Annotated in this window: 23 protein-coding genes; all 23 read left to right on the top strand. The window is 38.1% G+C overall.

Features of this window, described 5'->3' with window-relative positions; translation table 11 throughout:
- Nucleotides 1-114: 114 nt before the first annotated feature.
- Nucleotides 115-1,293, top strand: coding sequence for an isochorismate synthase (locus tag FFM61_RS03115; protein ID WP_074427163.1), 1,179 nt, complete (start codon nucleotides 115-117; stop codon nucleotides 1,291-1,293).
- Nucleotides 1,286-2,965, top strand: coding sequence for a 2-succinyl-5-enolpyruvyl-6-hydroxy-3-cyclohexene-1-carboxylic-acid synthase (gene menD, locus FFM61_RS03110; RefSeq protein WP_074427164.1), 1,680 nt, complete (start codon nucleotides 1,286-1,288; stop codon nucleotides 2,963-2,965). The genes FFM61_RS03115 and menD overlap by 8 nt, the downstream gene beginning before the upstream one ends.
- Nucleotides 2,962-3,768 carry a 2-succinyl-6-hydroxy-2,4-cyclohexadiene-1-carboxylate synthase gene (menH, locus tag FFM61_RS03105; protein WP_083194457.1) on the top strand — a complete coding sequence of 269 codons (807 nt, stop codon included), beginning with the start codon at nucleotides 2,962-2,964 and terminating at the stop codon, nucleotides 3,766-3,768. Before menD ends, menH begins: the two co-directional genes overlap by 4 nt.
- A 24-nt stretch (nucleotides 3,769-3,792) precedes the next feature.
- The gene (gene menC / locus FFM61_RS03100) at nucleotides 3,793-4,905 is read left to right on the top strand and encodes an o-succinylbenzoate synthase (protein WP_083194458.1); all 1,113 of its coding nucleotides are present in this window, start codon (nucleotides 3,793-3,795) and stop codon (nucleotides 4,903-4,905) included.
- Between the two features lie 39 nt (nucleotides 4,906-4,944).
- Complete coding sequence (locus tag FFM61_RS03095; protein WP_342353935.1) at nucleotides 4,945-6,042, top strand: M24 family metallopeptidase; 1,098 nt, start codon at nucleotides 4,945-4,947, stop codon at nucleotides 6,040-6,042.
- 1 nt (nucleotide 6,043) lies between these two features.
- Nucleotides 6,044-6,493 (top strand): phosphoesterase, encoded by a 450-nt coding sequence (locus FFM61_RS03090; RefSeq protein ID WP_074427166.1) that lies wholly within the window; start codon nucleotides 6,044-6,046, stop codon nucleotides 6,491-6,493.
- A 15-nt stretch (nucleotides 6,494-6,508) separates the two neighbouring features.
- Nucleotides 6,509-7,129, top strand: a complete 621-nt coding sequence (locus tag FFM61_RS03085; RefSeq protein ID WP_074427167.1) for a metallophosphoesterase — start codon at nucleotides 6,509-6,511, stop codon at nucleotides 7,127-7,129.
- Nucleotides 7,130-7,131: 2 nt separating this feature from the next.
- Nucleotides 7,132-8,508, top strand: coding sequence for a bifunctional metallophosphatase/5'-nucleotidase (locus FFM61_RS03080; protein WP_074427168.1), 1,377 nt, complete (start codon nucleotides 7,132-7,134; stop codon nucleotides 8,506-8,508).
- A gap of 21 nt (nucleotides 8,509-8,529) precedes the next feature.
- Nucleotides 8,530-9,198: a YutD family protein gene (locus tag FFM61_RS03075; RefSeq protein ID WP_074427170.1), complete on the top strand. Its 669-nt coding sequence runs from the start codon at nucleotides 8,530-8,532 to the stop codon at nucleotides 9,196-9,198.
- Nucleotides 9,199-9,207: 9 nt separating this feature from the next.
- A complete protein-coding gene (locus FFM61_RS03070) occupies nucleotides 9,208-9,987 on the top strand; it encodes a TIGR01457 family HAD-type hydrolase (protein WP_074427172.1) in 780 nt (259 codons plus the stop codon).
- A gap of 111 nt (nucleotides 9,988-10,098) precedes the next feature.
- Nucleotides 10,099-11,241, top strand: coding sequence for a hypothetical protein (locus tag FFM61_RS03065; protein WP_074427174.1), 1,143 nt, complete (start codon nucleotides 10,099-10,101; stop codon nucleotides 11,239-11,241).
- Nucleotides 11,242-11,339: 98 nt separating this feature from the next.
- Entirely contained in the window at nucleotides 11,340-12,212 is an 873-nt protein-coding gene (locus tag FFM61_RS03060) for a phosphate ABC transporter substrate-binding protein PstS family protein (protein ID WP_074427176.1), read from the top strand.
- 12 nt (nucleotides 12,213-12,224) lie between these two features.
- The gene (gene pstC / locus FFM61_RS03055; protein WP_074427178.1) at nucleotides 12,225-13,142 is read left to right on the top strand and encodes a phosphate ABC transporter permease subunit PstC; all 918 of its coding nucleotides are present in this window, start codon (nucleotides 12,225-12,227) and stop codon (nucleotides 13,140-13,142) included.
- A 1-nt stretch (nucleotide 13,143) separates the two neighbouring features.
- Entirely contained in the window at nucleotides 13,144-14,037 is an 894-nt protein-coding gene (gene pstA / locus FFM61_RS03050; protein WP_074427180.1) for a phosphate ABC transporter permease PstA, read from the top strand.
- An 83-nt stretch (nucleotides 14,038-14,120) separates the two neighbouring features.
- Nucleotides 14,121-14,885, top strand: coding sequence for a phosphate ABC transporter ATP-binding protein PstB (gene pstB / locus FFM61_RS03045; RefSeq protein WP_371258043.1), 765 nt, complete (start codon nucleotides 14,121-14,123; stop codon nucleotides 14,883-14,885).
- 14 nt (nucleotides 14,886-14,899) lie between these two features.
- Nucleotides 14,900-15,658 (top strand): phosphate ABC transporter ATP-binding protein PstB, encoded by a 759-nt coding sequence (pstB, locus tag FFM61_RS03040; RefSeq protein ID WP_074427184.1) that lies wholly within the window; start codon nucleotides 14,900-14,902, stop codon nucleotides 15,656-15,658.
- 45 nt (nucleotides 15,659-15,703) lie between these two features.
- A complete protein-coding gene (phoU, locus tag FFM61_RS03035; RefSeq protein ID WP_042491621.1) occupies nucleotides 15,704-16,378 on the top strand; it encodes a phosphate signaling complex protein PhoU in 675 nt (224 codons plus the stop codon).
- Nucleotides 16,379-16,462: 84 nt separating this feature from the next.
- Nucleotides 16,463-17,257, top strand: a complete 795-nt coding sequence (locus FFM61_RS03030; RefSeq protein ID WP_074427186.1) for a RecX family transcriptional regulator — start codon at nucleotides 16,463-16,465, stop codon at nucleotides 17,255-17,257.
- 80 nt (nucleotides 17,258-17,337) lie between these two features.
- Nucleotides 17,338-17,892, top strand: coding sequence for a nucleoside tri-diphosphate phosphatase (ntdP, locus tag FFM61_RS03025; RefSeq protein WP_074427189.1), 555 nt, complete (start codon nucleotides 17,338-17,340; stop codon nucleotides 17,890-17,892).
- A gap of 172 nt (nucleotides 17,893-18,064) precedes the next feature.
- Nucleotides 18,065-19,636, top strand: a complete 1,572-nt coding sequence (locus FFM61_RS03020) for a peptide chain release factor 3 (RefSeq protein WP_074427190.1) — start codon at nucleotides 18,065-18,067, stop codon at nucleotides 19,634-19,636.
- Nucleotides 19,633-19,842, top strand: a complete 210-nt coding sequence (locus FFM61_RS03015) for a hypothetical protein (protein WP_074427191.1) — start codon at nucleotides 19,633-19,635, stop codon at nucleotides 19,840-19,842. Before FFM61_RS03020 ends, FFM61_RS03015 begins: the two co-directional genes overlap by 4 nt.
- Before the next feature lie 148 nt (nucleotides 19,843-19,990).
- Nucleotides 19,991-20,437, top strand: coding sequence for a YueI family protein (locus tag FFM61_RS03010; protein WP_240005963.1), 447 nt, complete (start codon nucleotides 19,991-19,993; stop codon nucleotides 20,435-20,437).
- Nucleotides 20,438-20,461: 24 nt separating this feature from the next.
- On the top strand, nucleotides 20,462-21,748 hold the full coding sequence (locus tag FFM61_RS03005; RefSeq protein WP_074427192.1) for a replication-associated recombination protein A: 1,287 nt from the start codon (nucleotides 20,462-20,464) through the stop codon (nucleotides 21,746-21,748).
- Nucleotides 21,749-22,053 lie beyond the last annotated feature (305 nt).

Raw genomic sequence — 22,053 nt, 5'->3', positions numbered from 1 at the left:
AAACAGGTGTATATTTAAGCCGTATTGTATACTATAAATATAAAAAAATTTGTAAAAAAAGACATTATAAATAATTAGAAAACATAAAACATTAAATATAAGGGAGGTAGCACTGTGACGTTTGCGACTGAAGAAGAATTACAGTGGTCATTTGAATTAGCAAGTGATGCCGTTTATTTTGCGTCATCAGATGGACAAACTAAATATTATGGATTTGGAAAAAATGTTGAGCTAATTGGGGGCTCATTTGAACAGGTGCAAGATTGGTTAGCTAAAGTACAACAAGCCAATCCCCAACCAGTTTTTGGTGGTTTTGCTTTTGATGACCAAGAAATTAATGATTCTGAATTGATGAATGGTTACTTTTTTCAACCTGCTATTGTTTATGATGTCGTCAAACAAGAAATAATTGGTCAAAATATTGATCTAGTTCGTCAAACACAGCCGAGCGGTGCTGAAATTGTGACAACAGAAGATGAGACTGATTGGTCTGCAAGAATTCAAGCGGCTATCGATGATATGCGACAAAATTCAGTGCATGAAAAAGTTGTTTTGGGACGTCAACGCCAAATTAATTTGTCGTCAGCCTTAAATGAAAGCCAGTTAATTAAGAGTCTACAGAAAACACAACCAACTAGTTATCATTTTGTTTTAAAACATTGTGATGAATTATTTGTTTCGGCAACGCCAGAACGATTGGTTAAAGTTGATGGTGGTAAAGTAGCGACTGCCGCAGTAGCTGGTACGATTAAACGTGGTGAAAATCAGGTTAACGATGAAACATTAGCTGATGAATTATGGCATGATCAAAAAAACCGGATTGAACATCAAACAGTCGTCGAAACAATCAAAGCAAATTTGCAAGCTGCCAATATTATAGATTTGCAAATGCCAACTGCGCCTCAAATTTTAAAGAATCCGCAAGTACAGCATTTGTATACGCCAATTACGGGTGAACTACCAGCTGATAATAATTTGTTAGGAATTGTGAAACAATTGCATCCGACCCCTGCTTTAGGTGGTAAACCAAGAACATGGGCTTTGGATAAGATTGCGGCAATCGAGAAATATCCACGTGGTTTATTTAGTGGTCCGATTGGTGTGATAACCCCAGATGCGGATGGTGAATTTATTGTTGGTATTCGGGCAATGTGGTATCGCGAGAAGATGGCTAATTTATTTGCCGGTGCTGGTATTTTAGCTGATTCTGATGCTGCCATGGAATATCAAGAAACGGGTCTAAAATTATTGCCGATGATGAATGTATTAAAGGAGCAAATATTACATGACTGATACTTTAACAACTAATATTAAACATTTACTAACCGCCCTTGTTTTACAAGGAGTTCACGATTTTGTTGTCTCACCTGGTTCAAGAACAACGCCGATTGCTTTGCTTCTGGCTGAAATGCAAAAATTACGTGATGATGTTCGCGTTACAGTAGATGTGGATGAACGTTCAGCAGCATTTTTTTCCTTAGGGATTGCTAAAACAACACATCAACCAGTTGCTTTATTAGCGACTTCTGGTACGGCAACTGGTAACTATTTGCCGGCAATTATGGAAGCAAGCATCTCACATATTCCTTTGATTGCACTAACGACTGATCGTCCACAAGAGTTACAGGAAGTGGGGGCACCACAAACAGTACATCAAGCAAATTTATATGGTGACCATACAAAATCTTTTACTGCCATCACTGTACAAGATAATAATGAGGATGTGACAGACTATATTGATTATCGTGTGCAAGAACTAGTCGGTCTGGCAATGACTAAGCCAGCTGGGCCCATTCAAATTAATTTACCATTACGTAAGCCATTGATGCCAATTTTAGGTGAAACATGGCCAACAGTCGCAACGCAACAAATTTTAGTAGGTCAACAACAAATGGGTTGGCAGAATGTGCAAGCTTTAGCTGCATTGTTACGTAAACCTAAAGCAATGATGTTGTTAGGACCAGATGAAGTCGGTTGGAATATTGCAAAATTAAAACAATTAGCAGCACATTATCAATTGCCCGTTCTGGCAGATGTATTAAGTAATTTTAGACCTAGTGAATATGCAATTAGTGGTATCGATAGTCTATTGGCAGCTGATGTCATAAAGGATGATTTAAAACCAGAAGTCGTGATACGTTTTGGTGGCACTCCGGTTTCAGCTAAAGTAACGGCTTGGTTACGAGATGCTAAAATTACGGTGGTGCAAATTGGTCAAGAACATGCGGGTCATGATCATGCACGGCATGCACAAACAACAGTTATTGCGGATACGGATGCAGTAGTAGCAGATTTGCTTGCTGAACCAGGGGTGAGAAAGGCAACTTTCTTAGAACAATGGCAAAAAGTTTCGGCAACGTTATTATCACTTACGATGAAAACGGATGAGCAAGGTGCAGAATATCAAATTCCAGCCGCTTTAGCAGATTTACCAGAAAATGGGCAATTATTTATCGCTAATTCAATGCCAATTCGTGATATGGATAATTATTATGTGCCAAACCATTCGATTAAAATAGCCGCTAATCGTGGTGCTAACGGGATTGATGGTACGATTTCATCAGCTTTTGGTATGGCGATGACAGGCAAACCCACAACGTTACTAACCGGAGATTTGACCTTATTCCACGATATGAATGGTTTGATGTTGAGTCATCAGGCCCATGTGCCATTGACAATTGTGGTAGTTAATAATCAAGGTGGCGGTATTTTTTCTTTTTTGCCACAAGCAGCAGCAAAAGCCTACTTTGAACCAATGTTTGGGACCCCGTTACCAATTGTGATTGAGCGTATTGCGCGCCTTTACGATGCGGAATACAAGTCGGTCGATGATTTAAATCTGTTGTATGAACTAGTTCATAAGCCGGCAACGCGTTTACGGATAATTGAAGTTAAGAGTAATCGTGAACAAAATGTGGTTGCACATCAAAAACTAACGCAAGCTATTAAAGAGGCGCTATCGTGAACAAAAAAGTTGTCATAAATAATTATGAATATGAAGCTATGATTATAGGAACAGGTCAACCAGCTTGGTTATTTATGCATGGCTTTATGGGAAGCATGGCTGAATATCAAGATGTTCAGCCTAAGGGTACACGAATCTATTTAAATTTGTTAGGATTCGGACCTAGTGCGCAGGTAGTTAAGCCAGCACAAAGATTTCAATGGCGTGAACAGGTTAATGATCTGAATGAGTTATTGAATCAATTGGACATTAAAAAAGTTAATTTAGTTGGTTATTCAATGGGTGCTAGGTTAGCATTAGCTTATGCGACTGTGTTTCCTAACAGAATTTCTAAACTTGTGTTAGAAAGTGGCACAGCTGGTTTAGCAACACAAAGGTTACGCCAACAACGTATTATTGCTGATACTAAAAAAGCAGCAGATGTTGTTAAATTAGGTATGCAGCAATTTATTTCTGAATGGGAACAATTGCCACTATTTAATAGTCAACGTCTTTTGCCACTAGTAAAACAAAAATTTATGCATGACCAACGGGTTAATCAGCACTCTGAAAATGTTGCGAATTCATTATACTTTTTTGGGACAGGTGCGATGCCTAATTTTTGGGGACAATTGTCATTCCTTCACGTACCAGTTACACTAATAACGGGGGTACATGATCAGAAGTTTACCATGATTAATCAGCGTATGAGTCAGCAATTACCACAAGTCACTTGGCATCAAATATCACATGTCGGGCATAACGTACATTTTGAACAAACGGGAACCGTGACAGATATTTTAAATAATTTTGCGACTGATTAACAACGATGTTAGAAGGTGATTCTGATGAAAATTAAAAAAATCAAGCTTTATCCATTGGTGTTAACGTTAAAAACGCCTTTTAAAACGGCTCATGGTACGACAAGTCAACGTCCAATTACACTGGTTGCGGTGCAGTTGACAACGGGTATTGTGGGATATGGTGAAATTCAATCATTTGCTGATAGTCAATATGTTAATGAGACACATCACCAATCAGCATTAATGGTGCAAAAACTTAGTAAGCTATTAATCGGGCAAACATTTATCAGACCAGAAGATGCTGCCGAATGGCTAGCGGCCAAGACAACGTTGTCATTTGCTAAAGCAGCTATTGAAATGGCAATTTGGGATGCGTATGGGAAGCAAACCCACCAATCTTTGACAACTTTGTTAGGTGGTCAAAGCAAACGAGTTGCGGTAAGCCAGGCAATTGGCATGCAAGAAGACTGGCAATCGACCCAACAGCTAGTTATCGAGGCCATTGCACAAGGCTACCAACGAATCAAAATCAAAATTAACCAGGCAACGAATTTGCAGCTGGTTGCCGATTTGGTGAAAGCATTCCCTAATCAGATGTTTTCATTGGATGCAAATGCTGCTTGGACGGCTGATAGGTTAGCAGATTTACAACGGTTAGATCAAGCTGGCTTAGCGATTATTGAGCAACCATATGCAACAACAGCATGGGAAAAACATCGACAAACACAGGCCAGATTAGCGCAATTGAAATTGAGTTTAGATGAGTCGTTAAACGACCTTACTGATGTCAAAAGAGCGATTGACCAGCATACCACGGCAGCTTTAACGCTCAAACAGGGGAAATTGGGTGGCATTATGCAAACAAAAAAAGCCATTCAATTGGCCAATCAATCACAGGTTACGCCATGGATTGGTGGTATGTTAGGTACTGGATTAGGACGCACAGTTGATTTAATTTTGGCTAGTCTGCCGGGGGCTAATACGATTCCGACAGATAGTTCTCAGTTTGATCATTATTATGAGGCTGATATAGTGGATGATTTACCCTATGTGAAAAACGGATATCTACCTGTTCCGGTAAATGTTGGGATTGGTGTCACTTTAAATTGGCAGATTATTGGTCAATGTTTAATAAGCGAGCCAATAGTTTATCAATAAGCAAGTGATACAATTTGTTATAATACAGTTAGTATAGAAATGAGGGCGAAGATGACAACAAGAATTGAAAATGTACGACAAGTGTTTACACTTTTAAAAATTGATGGTTTATTAATTGCTGATGGCATGAATATGGCATATTTAACTGGTTTTACTGGTGGTACCGGTGATGGCCTTGTCTTGGTTGGTGGTGATCAAGTTGCCTTGATTACTGATTCACGTTATGAAGATGCCTACCGTGATCAATTACCAGAAGGTGTTGAATTATTAGTAACACGTAATTACTGGGGTGTTGCAATGGCCGCTGCTCGTCGTTTTAAAATTGATAAGTTAGGCTTTGAAGATTCATTGCCATTTCGCGATTTTGATTATATTGATGAAAATTTTGTTGGTACTGACATTGCCCCGGTTCCGAATTTGATAGAAGCGTTACGTGAAGTAAAAGATGAACAAGAATTAGAGAAGCTTCGTCATTCAGCTCAAGTTGCTGTGGCTGGCTTTAATGACATGTTATTAGAACTACATGTGGGGATGACTGAACGTGAGATTGCTAATCTATTAGATTACAAAATGAAGCAACATGGGGCAGATAAGCCATCGTTTGACACGATTGTTGCTTCAGGTTATCGCGGTGCTTTGCCACACGGCACATATTCGGACAAGCCAATTGAAAATGGCGAATTAGTGACGATTGATTTTGGTTATTATGTGGCTGGCTATACATCTGATATTACGCGCACAATTGCATTCGGTTCACTTGATGATCAACTACAAGAAATTTATGATGTGACTTTAGAAGCGCAAAAAGCAACGATTGCAGCAATTAAAGATGGTGTTGCAGTTAGTCAAGTTGATAAGATAGCACGTGATATTATTACTAGTGCCGGCTACGGTGACCAATACACGCATTCAACAGGGCATGGTGTGGGTCTTGATATCCATGAAGGTCCTATTTTATCAGTCAATGCACCTGCAGAAGATCAAATTAAAACGGGAATGATTTTAACGATTGAGCCCGGTATTTATTTGACAAATATTGGTGGTGTTCGTATTGAAGATGATGTTGTTGTCACGGCAGATGGTTTTGAAAACTTAACTGAGGGGATCACAACTGATTTGATTGTGATTGATAAATAATATGGTATTAGAATATTTAACTTTTTATCAAGGTAATTTAGAAACGGGATTTGATTATATTTATGCTAAAAAGACAGCTGATCATGCCTTTTATGTCAATGCACCAGCTGCGTTAGATTTAGACATCATGGATATAACTGATGAAAATTTTGATTTTTCTCAAAAAAATCGATTGCAAATTACAATCGATAAAAATTTACGGCCTTTTGCCGATGTTTGGCAAAATATTACTTTTCAATGGCCTAGCGTTGAACGACAATTAGAAGCGTTAACAGCTGATTGGGGCGATGATTATGCTAAAAAACAGCCAGGTATTGTACAAGAGTGGGGGCTAACCATCAAAATGGCAGATGAAGACCAGCGAACAATTGTAGGATACAATGATTTTCCTGATAATTTTAGTCAATTGGTACAGTGGTTAAATAGTTACGCTCAAGGTAAATTACGTTAAGAAACGAGGTTGATGATGATTTTTTTTACGGCAGATACGCATTTTTACCATGAAGACTTACTCACTAGTCAACATTTTTCACCACGGCCGTATGAGAACATTCATGATGAACATAAGGGGTTAATAACCGCATGGAATGCACGTGTAACTGAACATGATCGAGTTTATCATTTAGGAGATGTGGCGATGATGAATCACGTACGACCTGAAAAGCATGCAAATGAATTAGTCGCACGGATTTTGATGCAGCTTAATGGTCACATCACCTTGATTAAGGGAAATCATGACACGCGATCATTGTTTAAATATTTAAGTAATCATAATCCAATTTTAAGCGATGGCCATACCAAGTATGCTTTCGAGGATGTGGGCTGTATCGTTAAAGCAAATCACCATCAATTTTTCTTAACGCATTATCCGTTAATTTTTGGGAAGACTCAGAATAGTATTAATTTGCATGGCCATATTCATCATACAATGGTAGCTATTCCTGAAAATATAAATGTGGGTATTGATAGCGCTGATTTAGAATATTTAACATCAGTAGAACGACCTACCTGGGGTAGCCCAATAACTTTTACAGAAATCGAAACCATTATGCAACGTAAACACGATGATTTTGCAAAACGGAGGTAAAGATGTCAGATAAAATATCAATTTTACATACCAATGATTTGCATTCGCATTTGGAACGTTGGCCTAAAATCCGCCGATATTTACTGACGCGTAAACGTCAGCTGACTCGTGATAAGCGGAGTGTGCTAACATTTGATATTGGTGACTTTATTGACCGACAACATCCGCTAACGGAAGCAACAAGTGGTCAAGCCAATGTTAATTTGATGAATGAAATTGGCTACGATGGGGTTACCATCGGTAATAATGAAGGCCTCGGTCTAAATCATGAACAGCTAAATCAGTTATATGATAATGCCAATTTTTCCATTATTTTAGGAAACATGACGGATAAGCAAACTCAAAAAAAGCCTGATTGGGCAGTGCCGTATAAAATTATTACGACACCAAAAGGAACTAGAATTGGTGTTTTGGGACTTACAGCACCATTTGAGTTAACGTATCCATTATTGGGATGGCAACCAGAAGATGTCGACCAGGCGTTAGCTAAAGTATTATCACAATTAGCGGGAAAAACAGATGTTAATATTTTATTGTCTCATCTTGGATTACCAACAGATCGGTATTTAGCAGAACGGTATAGTGAATTACAAATTATTATTGGTGCACATACGCATCACTTACTTGCCTATGGTGAAAAACATGCCAATTCATTATTGGCTGCAGCTGGTCGCTATGGTGACCATATTGGTCGAATTGATTTTGAGATGCAAGATGGTAAATTAATTAATATCCAAGCACGAACAATTACAACAGATGATTTACCAGCAGTGCATCATGATGATGTGGAGATCAGAGCGTATCAAGAAAGTGGTGCAGAGCAGTTATCAAAAAATGTGATTGCCTCCTTACCAAACGATTATCATGTGGATTTAGAGTACGATAATCGTTTGATTGATTTAGGATTAGATGCACTTAAAGCGCGTACTCATACCGATATTGCGATGTTATCAACTGGCTTGTTTTTACATGATTTACCAGCAGGCACAGTTACTGCAAATGATCTACATGCGCTGTTACCACATGCAGTGCATCCAATGCGGTCAATCTTAAAAGGTGCCGATTTATGGCGTTTAGTTCAAGAGGCAAAAAAGAATAAACGCTTTTTACAGAATGCCCGTGTAAAAGGTATGGGATTTCGTGGTAATCTATGGGGAACCGTTGTTTGGTCTGGCATTGTTATCACAAAAGCAGGTGAAATTTTAGTACATCATAAGCCGATTGATTATAACGCATACTACACAATTGGCTCATTAGATCATTATTTGTTTATCCCATATTTTCCAACTTTGGAAATTATGGGACAAAATACAATGTCATATGACACCGTTTTACGAGAAGACTTTGCAAGTTACTTGCATAAGAAATTCGCACCATAATGTGATAGAGAGAAAAAATTAATGAATCGAGAACGAATGAAAGAACTAGCCGATGCCCAATTTATTGAACGTCAAGCTAGTACAGCTATTACAACAGGAGAAACAGCAGCTGATATTTTTATTAATGAACGGCCTTATCGTTTAGTAAAAAATTATCGCGAAGCGTATGATCAACAAAAATTGGCGGCTCGCTTTAGTGATTTTTTAGAAAAATATGACTATTTGGTTGGTGATATTGCTGCTGATCAATTGCGATTACAAGGATTTTATAAAGATGGGACCAAAGGGATTGCCCGTAGTCAACAAATTGCGGCACTCCAAGACTTTTTGTACGAGCAAGCTAATTTTGGTGCACCATTTTTTGTGTTAGAAAATTTGGCACCTCATGAAGTTGTCGAAGTTGAAGAAAAGGCTGCTTCAAAGCCTAAGAGACGTCGTCGTCAGCATAAAAATGGGGTTAATAAGGCTAAACAATCTAATAATAAAGCTAACAACAGTAATAATAAATCACAAAATCATCGTGATAATAAAAAGCGTAAAAAAACACCAGTGATTAAAGAAAAGGTGAATACAGCTCATCAACCAGAAAAACATGTTGGTAAACGTTCAAATTCTGTTGCCACATCTGGATCAAAAAAGCATCGGCACTTTCAGGTTCGTGAGCGGTCAAAAAATACAGAAAAAGAATAAGGAGAAATCATGGCAAAATGTTATGACGGTTACTTAATTGATTTGGATGGTACCATTTATAAAGGCACAAAGAAAATGCCGAGTGGCCAACGCTTTGTGCAACGATTGATGGATAAGCAAGTTAAATATTTGTTTGTGACAAATAATTCTACTAAAACACCAGAAGCGGTTGCCCAAAATTTAACCCAGAATCATCAAATCCCAACCACTGCCGATCAAGTATATACGTCAGGCATGGCCTTGGCTGATTATTTAGCCAAGTCTGATGATGTTCACCGAGTTTTAATGATTGGTGAAGAAGGCCTAAAAACAGCGCTATTAGATAAAGGTTTTGAGCTTGTATCGCAGGCACCTGCAGATGCTGTGGCGATTGGTTTAGATCGTGATGTCACATATGAAAAGATTTTACAAGGTACATTAGCCATTCAACAGGGGGCTAAATTTGTTGCAACAAATCCGGACACCAATTTACCAACCGAACGTGGCATGGTACCAGGTGCTGGATCTGTTGTTGCATTTTTGGCGACGGCTGTCGAACCAGCTCCAGTTGTTATTGGTAAACCAGAAAATATTATTATGAATGGGGCACTGGAAAAGTTAAGCCTTACTCATGATCAAGCATTAATGGTTGGTGATAATTATAATACGGATATCAAAGCGGGTTTTCATGCAGATGTTGATACGTTATTAGTGTATTCGGGTGTTTCTAAAAAAGCAGTGGTCGCAAAAGAAACCAAACAGCCAACGTACGAGGTAGATTCCTTGGATGATTGGACAATTGCGAAATAATAAAAACGAATCGTCAGGATGGTTAGTAAAAAATTAGCTGTGCCTGGCGTTTTATTTTATATTCATTCTCTATATAATCAAAATTAAGAAAATAATATAGAGGATGAACGAATGAAAGTATTAACCCTCCACTTAAAAGCAACACATATTTTTGCTAACCGTGTTAATTTAGGGTGTTGGACTGATCAGACAGATGTACAATTGTATCAAAAATTATTTAAGCACATACAACAAGTCGTCACAGGTGGGACCATAAAAATTAGTGATGAAGGGTTTAGTAAACAGGCTAAAATAACGTGGTATTTATTAACGCAATTTTGGGTATACGAATGGTCCAAAAATTGGCTAATTAAATTACAACTTGACGGCTGCCCAAAAAACATAACGATTAATCAAGATGCGCAATGGTTTGAACGTGATGTTTATCAGCAACCGGTACATATGCCAGTGGCGATGATGAAATTATCAACAGCGAATCAATTGCTTGAAATGCAAGCGATTTTATTTTGGACTAGTGTAGAAATGTATCGCTTAGGATGTCGCGTCAGGAAGTTTGTCTGGTCAGCAACAATTCAAATGTTGATAATTGAATTACGGGCTACTGAAACTAAGCAGTGGTTGGGTTATCGTATTGTTTTAGAGGCGCAGGGAGCTACCTTGCTGACAGCGATTGTACCTAATGGGTATGATATAAACAGCAATGGGAAAAAAAGAGAAATAAATAAGCATATAGAATATAAAGCATATGATAAACTATGGTTAGAAACACAAGATTTTAAGGTGTTGTTTCAAAAACAAAAACAAAAGTGGAAGGATTTTTGGCAACTATTTGATTTAACTTGGGAAGCGGATTATCTTTGGAAACACGTTTATCATCGTTTAATGTATCAAATATATTTAGAGCAATCATTGGCGGGTATACAAACATTAATGTGGGCAGATCCAGTCCCGGTAACGGGAGATTTTAGTTGTCTAATATGGCAGTGTGATTGGCGGCCTGTTTTAACCGGGCTGTTAGCTTGGTTGATTGGGGGCAAAATAGTTGCACAGCAGTTATTAATTATGACACAACCACAATTACCACTCACCGGACAACGGCGATTAACAATTTTCTTATTAAATCAATCAATCAAGATTAGGTTAAGTCATGCGGGGATGGCAGTGCAACCCAGCAAACCATTAAAGGTTGTGAGCCAAGGGAAAAAGATGATTTGTCAACGTCAATGTTGGACAATTGTTTGGCAAAATGATTAATGTAAAGAAAAAATTTACATAAAAAAGGTTTCACATTTACAAACATTCGGCATAATAAAACAATAGTAACGGAAAAGAAGTTTAGGAGGCGTTCACGAATGAAACGCAATTGGTTAATAAGCGCAGTGATTATTCTTGTTGCTGGCGGCCTGTTAACGTTTGGTTACGCAACACGACAAAAAAATAGTGATGTTAACATCACTGCAGTCGGGTCAACAGCATTGCAGCCACTTGTTGAAGCAGCGGGAGAAGAATTTGCGAACAATAATTTAGGCGCTCATGTCAATGTTCAAGGTGGTGGTACCGGTACAGGACTAGCACAGGTACAAACGGGCGCAGTTGATTTAGGTAATTCAGACATGTTTGCTGGTGAAAAAGAGGGAATCAACCCTAAAAAATTAGTTGACCATCGTGTGAGTGTTGTTGGTATTGCACCAATGATTAACAAACAAGCTCATGTCAAACAGTTAACACAAAAACAGTTAATTGATATCTTTACGAAGAAAATTACAAACTGGCGCGAAGTTGGTGGTGTTGATATGCCAATTGTTTTAGTTAATCGTGCTGCCGGTTCAGGAACTCGTGCAACCTTTGAAAAATGGGGATTGCAGGGTGCAAAATCCGCATCAGCACAAGAACAAGACTCTTCGGGGATGGTGCGATCAATTGTTAGTAGCACACCAGGGGCAATATCATATGCCTCATTTGCTTATTTAGATGACTCGGTGATCGCAGCTACACTTGATGGTGTTGCAGCAACTAATAAGAACGTTATTAATGGTGACTGGCCAATTTGGTCGTATGAACATATTTATACAAATGGTCAGCCAATAGGCAAAGTAAAAGAATTTTTGTCATATATCGACTCAAAACGTATTCAGCAAACTTTGGTTCCGCAACTAGGGTATATATCAATTCATGATATGCGCGTTGAACGTGATGAAGCAGGCAATTTAAGTAGAGCAGACTAAGGAGTTTAGGCCATGGATTTAATTCGTGAATCATTATTAAAAAAATCAAAGGCAAGCAAAAAAGATCAATTTGGCCGTGTGATTACTTTTTCGGCACTATTATTGATAGTTTTGGTTGTTGTTTCGATTTTCTGGTTTGTCGCTTCAAAAGGACTGGCAACATTTTTTAGTAATAAAGTAAATCTTTGGGATTTTCTATCAGGTAAAAATTGGGCGCCTGGTCAAACAGATGCAAGCGGTACACCATTAACGGGTGCGCTACCAATGATTACAGGGTCATTTTTGGTGACATTAATGGCTGCTTTGATTGCAACACCATTTGCAATTGGAACAGCAGTCTTTATGACTGAAATTTCACCAAAACGAGGTGCTAAGATATTAGGGCCAGTTACAGAATTGTTAGTTGGTATTCCATCGGTTGTTTATGGATTTATTGGTCTATCAGTAATTGTACCAACACTACGTTACTTATTTGGTGGCTCTGGATTTGGTATCTTAGCAGGTGCCATGGTTCTATTCGTGATGATTTTACCAACAGTGACATCCATGACGGTTGATACATTAAAATCAGTACCACGTCATTATCGTGAATCAGCTTTGGCATTAGGCGCAACAAGATGGCAGACCATTTATAAGGTTATCCTAAGGTCAGCGACACCTGGTATTTTAACCGCTGTCGTTTTTGGGATGGCACGTGCATTCGGTGAAGCCTTGGCTGTACAAATGGTAATTGGAAATGCCTCATTAATGCCAAAAGACTTAACATCACCGGCTTCAACCTTGACATCAATTTTGACACAAGGTATTGGAAATACCGTTATGGGCTCATTAGAAAACAATGTTCTATGGAGTTTGGCTTTGATCTTATTGTTGATGTCACTTGTCTTTAATATCATTATTAGAGCAATTGCAAAGAAGGGAGCGATTTAAGATGTTAAACCCAAAACAAAGTGATAAGCTAGCGAGTGTTATGTTATACACCATTGCTGGGTTTGTCATATTAGTATTAGCTGCCTTAGTGGGCTATATTTTAGTCCAGGGTGTACCACACTTATCATGGCACTTTTTAACATCCCCTTCATCAGCATTTACAGCAGGTGGTGGAATTGGTGTTCAGTTATTTAACTCCTTTTACCTACTAATTATGACGATGATTATTTCGTTTCCTATTGCATTGGGAGCAGGTATTTATTTACATGAATATGCAAATCAGAAAAACCAATTTATTCGTCTAACGCGTACAGCAATTGAAATTTTGTCGTCATTACCTTCAGTGGTTGTTGGGTTATTTGGTTTCTTACTATTTGTCGTCCAGTTTAAATTGGGATTCTCTATTCTATCAGGAGCAATTGCGCTAACGTTCTTTAACTTACCATTGTTGACACGTTCCGTTGAGGATTCACTACGTAGTATTCCGAATTTACAACGTGAAGCAGGTGCTGCTTTAGGTTTGTCACGTTGGGAAACAGTTGGACATATCATCTTACCAGCTGCTGTGCCGTCAATTGTAACTGGTGTTGTGCTATCAGCAGGGCGTGTCTTTGGTGAAGCAGCCGCTTTGATTTATACAGCTGGACAATCAGCACCAGCATTGGATTTTGGTGACTGGAATCCATTTAATACAGCTAGTCCGCTCAATATTATGCGTCCCGCTGAAACTTTAGCCGTGCATATTTGGAAAGTTAATTCAGAAGGTATTATGCCTGATGCAGCAGCCGTTTCAGCAGGTGCTTCGGCAGTCTTAATTATCGCTGTTTTGTTGTTTAATTTCTTAGCACGCTTCTTGAGTAGCGTTTTGTATAAGCATCTGACAGCAACAAAATAGAATAGAGGAGGGTCGTGATGACGGCTAATTTACAAGGGTCTTTAAATTTAACGGGTTCACAACCTGATCGTCATATTTATCAAATGGATAAGGACAAGCATGAAATTGCATTGTCTACCACAGATTTACAAGTAGCATATGGTAATAATGTGGCATTACAGAATGCGGATTTATCATTTGAAAGGTTTAAAATAACATCACTAATTGGGGCATCTGGTTCTGGTAAGTCAACATTTTTACGTTCATTAAATCGTATGAACGATGATGTCGCAACAGTTGGTGGCCAAATTATGTATCGTGGTTTAGATATTAATTCACATGATATTGATGTTTATGAAATGCGTAAACATATTGGGATGGTGTTTCAACGGCCGAATCCATTTGCGAAATCAATTAGTGATAATATAACGTTTGCGCTAAAACAACATGGTATGCATGATAAGAAAAAATTAGCTGAAATTGTAGAAACGTCGCTGAAGCAAGCGGCTCTATGGGATGAAGTGAAAGATGATTTGAAAAAGTCAGCACTATCATTATCAGGTGGTCAACAACAACGGTTAGTGATTGCACGTGCGATTGCAATGAAGCCAGATATATTGTTATTAGATGAGCCGGCTTCAGCTTTAGATCCGATTTCATCATCTAAGATTGAAGATACTTTGATGGAATTAAAAAAGCATTATACAATCATTATTGTGACGCATAATATGCAACAAGCTAGTCGTATCTCGGATTACACTGCCTTTTTCCATGCGGGTGAAGTAATTGAATATGACTTAACAAGAAAGATATTCACACGACCAAAAGTACAATTAACGATTGATTACGTGAATGGAAACTTCGGCTAGAAGGGGATTAGCAGATGACAGAGAAAATTTTAGTAACCGAAAATGTTCATCTTTACTACGGCAAAAAGGAAGCCCTTCATGGCATTGATCTTTCATTTAAAAAAAATGATATAACTGCTTTGATTGGCCCCTCAGGATCAGGGAAGTCAACCTACCTGCGAGCATTAAATCGTATGCATGACTTAGCAGATAACGTTACAGTTAATGGGACTTTCATGTTCAATGGTCAAGACATTTATGCACCAAATACTGATACGGTTAGTTTGCGACAAAAAATTGGGATGGTGTTTCAACAGCCTAATCCGTTTCCATTTTCGATTTATGATAACGTTGCTTTCGGATTACGAACAGCAGGACATAAAGATAAGGGCTTCTTAGACGAAACTGTTGAAAAATCTTTAAAGCAAGCAGCTATTTGGGATGAAGTGAAAGATACCCTACACAAATCGGCTTTGTCATTGTCAGGTGGACAACAGCAGCGTGTGTCAATTGCCCGTGCTTTGGCGACCGGCCCCGACATTATGCTATTAGATGAACCAACTGCTGCCTTGGATCCGATGTCAGCAAGTAAAGTGGAAGATACGATGATGCAATTACGAAATCAGCTAACTATGATTATCGTAACCCATTCAATGGCACAAGCATCACGTATTTCAGATAAAACGGCTTTTTTTATGGATGGTAATTTAATTGAATTCGATAATACAAAAAAAGTGTTTTTGGATCCAACCAGACAAGAGACCCAAGATTATATCTCTGGACGTTTTGGTTAGAAGTTAATTTAGGGTAAGATAAAGAAATAGAAAGGAAATATTGAAATGCGACAATATTTTGATGATGAATTATCAGATTTGGATACATCCTTTAAAGAAATGGGACTATTGGTATCGGAAACCTTAGATGAGGCGGTACAAGCATTTTTAGATCATAATCGTACACTTGCTCAAGAAATTATTGATCGTGATAATGCGATTAATCAACGTGAAATTGCGATTGAAAAGAAAAGTTTTGAAATGATTGCATTGTATCAACCTGTCACGACTGACTTGCGCGAAATTATGACAGTTTTAAAAGCAGTGTCAGTCCTAGAACGAATTGGTGATAATGCGCGTAACATTGCAATTTCAACCATCCACGTTAAAGGAAGTAAGCGTGTTGCCGCTATTGAAAAAACGATTGGTGAGACTGGCTCAAACGTTGCCAAAATGGTATCACAAGTGTTAGATTATTACGTTAATGATGATGCAATTGCAGCTGAAACAATTTCAGAGGTAGCAGCAGGTATCTCAGATGTAACGCGTGATATTCGTGAGATGTCAATTGAAGCGATGAAAGCTGATCCTGAACAAGTGGCGGCTGCGACTGATTATTTAGTCGTTGCAGGTTATCTAAAGCGTACTTCAGATTATGTAACAGATATTGCCGAATGGATTATCTATAAGCGTACGGGTAAGATTGTTGAATTAAACCCTGGAACATCTTCATTTATTTAAAATGTTTTATTAACAGCGTACCGCATAATTGTGGTTCGCTGTTCTTTGTTAGTTCAGTTAAAATAAGAATGAAGGGAGGAAGATATGCCAACAGTAACGAAAGTAACACAGCAACGACGCGCAGGGCGTTACAATATTTATTTAGATGACGAATATGCATTTGCTGTTGATGAAAAAGTATTAATTACATATAACTTATTCAAGGGTGCTAATTTAGATGAAGCAGATATTGAGATAATTAAGGTAGCTGAATTTAAGCAAAAGGCCTATACACAGGCTTTAGTTTATGCAACAGGTCAAATGCGTACTAGTCAGCAAGTTAGTCATAAATTGCGTGAACGAGGTTATGAACCACGTGTGATTCAAGAAGTTGTAAAACGCTTAATCAGTGATCATGTAATTAACGATGAAATATATGCACAAACTTATGTTGATCAGGCCATATCTGCAGGAAAGTTAGGTCCCAGAGGGGTGCAATTTAAATTACAGCAAGCCGGTATTGATAAATTTGTGATTGAGGATGCACTAGTTGCCTATGATGTAGATGATCAAATTACTGCTTTAACAGCACGAGTGGCTAACTTATTAGAAAAAAATAGTCGTTACGCCAAATTTATGGCTGAGCAAAAAACACAGCAAAAATTGTTACAACAAGGCTTTGATTTAAATTTAATTAAGCAAGCGATTCAAAATTATCGTTTAAATGAAACACCTGATGAAACATTAGAATGGGATAATTTAGATCGTGACGCCAACATTGTAGCTAATCGTTATGCAGATTATACGGGTTGGGAATTTAAACAAAAAGTTAAAGCAACGTTGTATCGAAAAGGCTATGATTTGAATTTGGTCGATAAATGGTTACGACAATATCATTAAGTTGGTCGTGTTTTTTACCGATTTGCGTGATACAATGAAATAGAAAAAAATTTGGTAGAAAATACGGAAAGCTCAAGATAATGAAAGATAGTCGATTACCCCGTGAGGGCGACTTTGTAACGATTAAGAGCTACAAGCATGATGGCAGTTTACATCGGACTTGGCGGGATACAATGGTGCTCAAAACGAGCGAAAATGCAATTATTGGGCTAAATGATCATACATTGGTTACTGAAGACGATGGCCGACGTTGGGTAACACGTGAACCAGCTATTGTCTATTTCCATCGTAAATATTGGTTTAATATTGTTGCGATGATTAGAGACAATGGTGTTTCGTATTATTGTAATTTAGCATCACCATTTGTATTAGACAAAGAAGCGTTAAAATATATTGATTACGATTTGGATGTGAAAGTGTTCCCAAATGGTGAGAAACGTTTGTTGGATACAGACGAATATGAACTCCATAAAGCGCACTGGCGTTATCCGGCAGATATTGATTATATTGTGCGTGAACATGTTAAAATTCTCGTTGATTGGATTGACAATCAAAAAGGGCCATTTTCCGATGCCTATATTGACTTGTGGTACCGGCGTTATTTAGAAATAAAACGTCGCAATAGTCAGCAATAGTCGTCATAAAATAAGCAAAAAAGATTACTGGATAAGTAATCTTTTTTTGTTATTGGGATGATTAAACCATCGCTTGATTCTATTGAAACAATTGATAATATTAGTTATACTAAATTGTTAAGTTTTTTAAAATAAATTAAAAATAATAAATAAAATAAAAGGACGATAAATCATGGCTTCACTACAAGAAGAAACGCAAACACGGCGTACATTTGCTATTATTTCTCATCCGGATGCTGGTAAAACGACCATTACAGAGCAACTACTAAAGCTTGGGGGCGTTGTCCGTGAGGCTGGTACCGTTAAAGGGCGCAAAGGTAATTTTGCAAAGTCTGACTGGATGGAAATTGAACAAAAACGTGGTATTTCAGTGACATCATCAGTATTGCAATTTGATTTTGATGATAAACGCATCAATATTTTAGATACTCCTGGACACGAGGATTTTTCTGAAGATACGTATCGTACTTTGATGGCGGTTGATTCAGTTATTATGGTCGTGGATTCAGCTAAAGGTATCGAGCCACAAACTAAAAAGTTATTTGAAATTGTTAGTGAACGTCATATTCCAATTTTTACGTTTTTTAACAAGTTAGATCGTGATGGGCGTGACCCATTGGATTTGGTAGACGAACTAGAGAGTACACTTGGTATCAATGCCTATCCAATGAACTGGCCAATTGGATCAGGACAAATTTTAGCTGGCTTATTTGACCGGTATCACAATAATGTTGAAGTTTACCGACCAACTAATTCAGCAGAACGCTTTTTAGCACTTAATGAGGCAGGGGTTGATTTAATGGCTCCTAATCCTATCCAAGAAGATTCACTATGGGATGAAACCCGAGATGAAATTGAAATGTTGCAAGACGCAGGTAATACTTTTGATGAATCAGCAGTTATGCGCGGTGAGTTGACACCAGTATTCTTTGGGTCTGCTTTACAAGGGTTTGGTATCGAAACATTTTTGCAAACGTATATGCAGTTTGCACCAGCACCAGCGCCAAAGAATACCGTTGCAGGAGATAAGATTAAGCCAAATGACGAACAGTTTAGTGGGTTTGTCTTTAAAATTCAAGCTAATATGAATCCTAATCATCGTGACCGAATCGCCTTTTTACGTATTGTGTCTGGTGAGTTTGAGCGCGGCATGGATGTAACTTTGCAACGTACTAAAAAGAAAATTCGTTTGTCAAATGTGACCCAGTTTATGGCTGATACGCGTGAAAACGTTGAGAAGGCGTATCCTGGTGATATTATTGGTATTTATGATACCGGTAACTTCCAAATTGGGGATACAATTTACGCTGGTAAACATGAAATAACGTTCGAAGAGTTACCAACATTTACGCCAGAATTGTTTATGCGTGTGCATGCTAAGAATGTTTTGAAGCAAAAATCATTCCACAAGGGTGTTACCCAGTTGGTGCAAGAAGGTACTATTCAAATGTATACGGCCTGGGATTCTGGTGATTATATTATCGGTGCTGTCGGTGCTTTGCAGTTTGAAGTTTTCCAATTTAGAATGGAAAACGAATATAATACCGAAGTAACATTAGAACCAATGGGATCAAAGATCGCCCGTTGGATTGATGCTGAGCAGTTAGATCCTAGAATGGCATCATCACGTAACTTATTGGTTCGTGATCGTCACGAAAATCCGGTCTTTTTGTTTGAAAACCAGTTCGCTGAGCGTTGGTTTGCTAATAAATACCCCGATGTAAAATTGGAGGCCAAGCTGTGAGCTTAACATTGCCTATTATCCCCACTAATTGGTTAATGGGCGTGCTTGCTTTTAGTGTTGTCTTGTTGTTGCCAACAATTATTTATTTTTCAGGTCATACAGCTTTACGACGATATCCAAAACTATTTAATGCATGGCATTGGTTATTTGGTGTATATTTAGTTTATGTCATCATTACTGGTGTGCATACATTATTAATGGGTTAAAAATAAAAACACTTATGATATAACCATTTGTTAGCTTGGTTTAAAATCGTGAGTCTTTTTTTATCGCTTTTAACTGTTGACTGGTAAATTGTCGCTGTGATTTGATTATGTTAAAATTAACCTAATTATTAAAAAGGAGTGTTTTTTGATGGATAAACAATCAATGGATCCACATGTCCAAGCAGGACTATATGGGACACCCCAAATCAATCCCGATGAACAAAATCATTATTTGGGGAATTTTCGTGAACGTGTATATGTAATACAAACGCGTGAACATATTGGTGAAACCCAGTATATGCAAGCTTGGGAACGTCAGATGGCAAAATATCCTGATGCAACACTATATTTAAATGGGCATCTAGATCGCACTATTTTAGATAAATTTATGAAATTAGCATCACATTACAAAATGCGTTTCACGCTTAAAACAGATGATGTTTATGATCGGTCGAATGTTATGGTTGTACTAGCTGCTAAAACGGCAGTGCATCAAGAGATTGTTGATATTGTTGTGGCAACGGACGAACAAAATCAGTCAATACAAGAACCAGAATCAAAGCCAAAAAGTCCATGGTATAAAAAGTTGTTTTAAGTGACTGAAGGGAGGTCTTGCGAAATGCAGCAACCATTAGCTTATCGCATGCGTCCACGTTCGATTAGAGAGGTAGTAGGGCAACAGCATCTGGTTGGTGAGGGTAAGATTATTAATCGTATGGTGACAGCTAAAATGCTATCATCTATGATTTTATATGGGCCACCAGGAACTGGTAAAACAAGTATTGCCAGTGCTATTGCTGGCTCAACTAAATATGCTTTTCGAATCTTAAATGCAGCCACTGACAGTAAAAAAGACTTGCAGATGGTTGCTGATGAAGCCAAAATTTCGGGGACCGTTATTTTACTACTAGACGAAATTCATCGTTTAGATAAAACCAAACAAGATTTTTTGTTACCGCATTTGGAAAGTGGGAAAATTATTTTGATTGGGGCAACGACGGAAAATCCTTATTTATCAATATTGCCAGCTATTCGATCTCGAACGCAGATTTTTGAGGTTAAACCTTTATCAGAAGATGATATGAAATTGGCTATTGATCACGCACTAATGGATAAAGAACGGGGTTTGGGTGATTTTAAAGTTGTTTTAGATAACGATGCACAAAAACAACTTGTCTATGCGACCAATGGTGATTTACGATCGGCTTTAAATGGTCTTGAACTGGCAGTTCGATCAACACAGCCAGATGATGACGGTAATATCAAGATTACATTGGCTATTATTGAAGAAACAGTCCAGCGTAAGGCAATTACTGCCGATAAAGATGGGGATGGTCACTATAATGTGATTTCAGCTTTACAAAAGTCAATTCGTGGTAGTGATACAGATGCGGCATTACACTATTTAGCACGTTTGATTGAAGCAGGTGATTTACCAATCATTGCCCGTCGATTACAAGTAATTGCGTACGAAGATATTGGGCTAGCCAATCCAGCTGTGGTTCAAAGAGCTGTAACAGCTGTCCAAACGGCCTTGCAGTTAGGCTTTCCGGAAGCACGCATTCCATTAGCTAATGCAGTCATTGAGTTAGCATTATCACCAAAATCAAATTCAGCAATGACAGCGGTTGATGAAGCTATTGCACGTGTGCAAAAAGGGGGGACCGGCGATGTGCCAGACCATTTAAAAGATGCTCATTATGCAGGTGCCAAAAAATTAGGACACGGTGTTGATTATGTGTATCCTCATGGCCATCCAGGTGACTGGGTACCACAACAGTATCTGCCCGATAAATTAATAGGATCAGCATATTTTAATCCAGCTGGAAATTCAAAGGTTGAACAAGCATATAAAGCGCAATACGCTAAATTACGACAGGCGCAACAAAACGGATTAAAAAAATAGGATAACCTATTATGAATTGTCAAGACTTTCATTTTACCAATTTATTAGTATAATGAAATTATAGATGGATTCCTTGGGCGTACGCGTAATTCTACATTCTGTAGTTGCTTTACAACCAATTAGCTCGGGGATGTCGGGATGCCGCTATAACATGCTGTTTCACTCAGTAGTTGTAAAAGCGGACTTATTCACCCACTTACCTTTAATCGGAGCCAACTCAGTTGAATTTACTAACGGCGCCAAGCAAGTGTCCATAATTAATAATTATCAAATTGATAATTATTAATGCCGTCCATATTCGATAA

Source organism: Weissella hellenica (assembly GCF_005405545.1).
GTDB lineage: Bacteria > Bacillota > Bacilli > Lactobacillales > Lactobacillaceae > Weissella > Weissella hellenica.
This window is presented reverse-complemented; position numbering and strand designations above follow the sequence as displayed.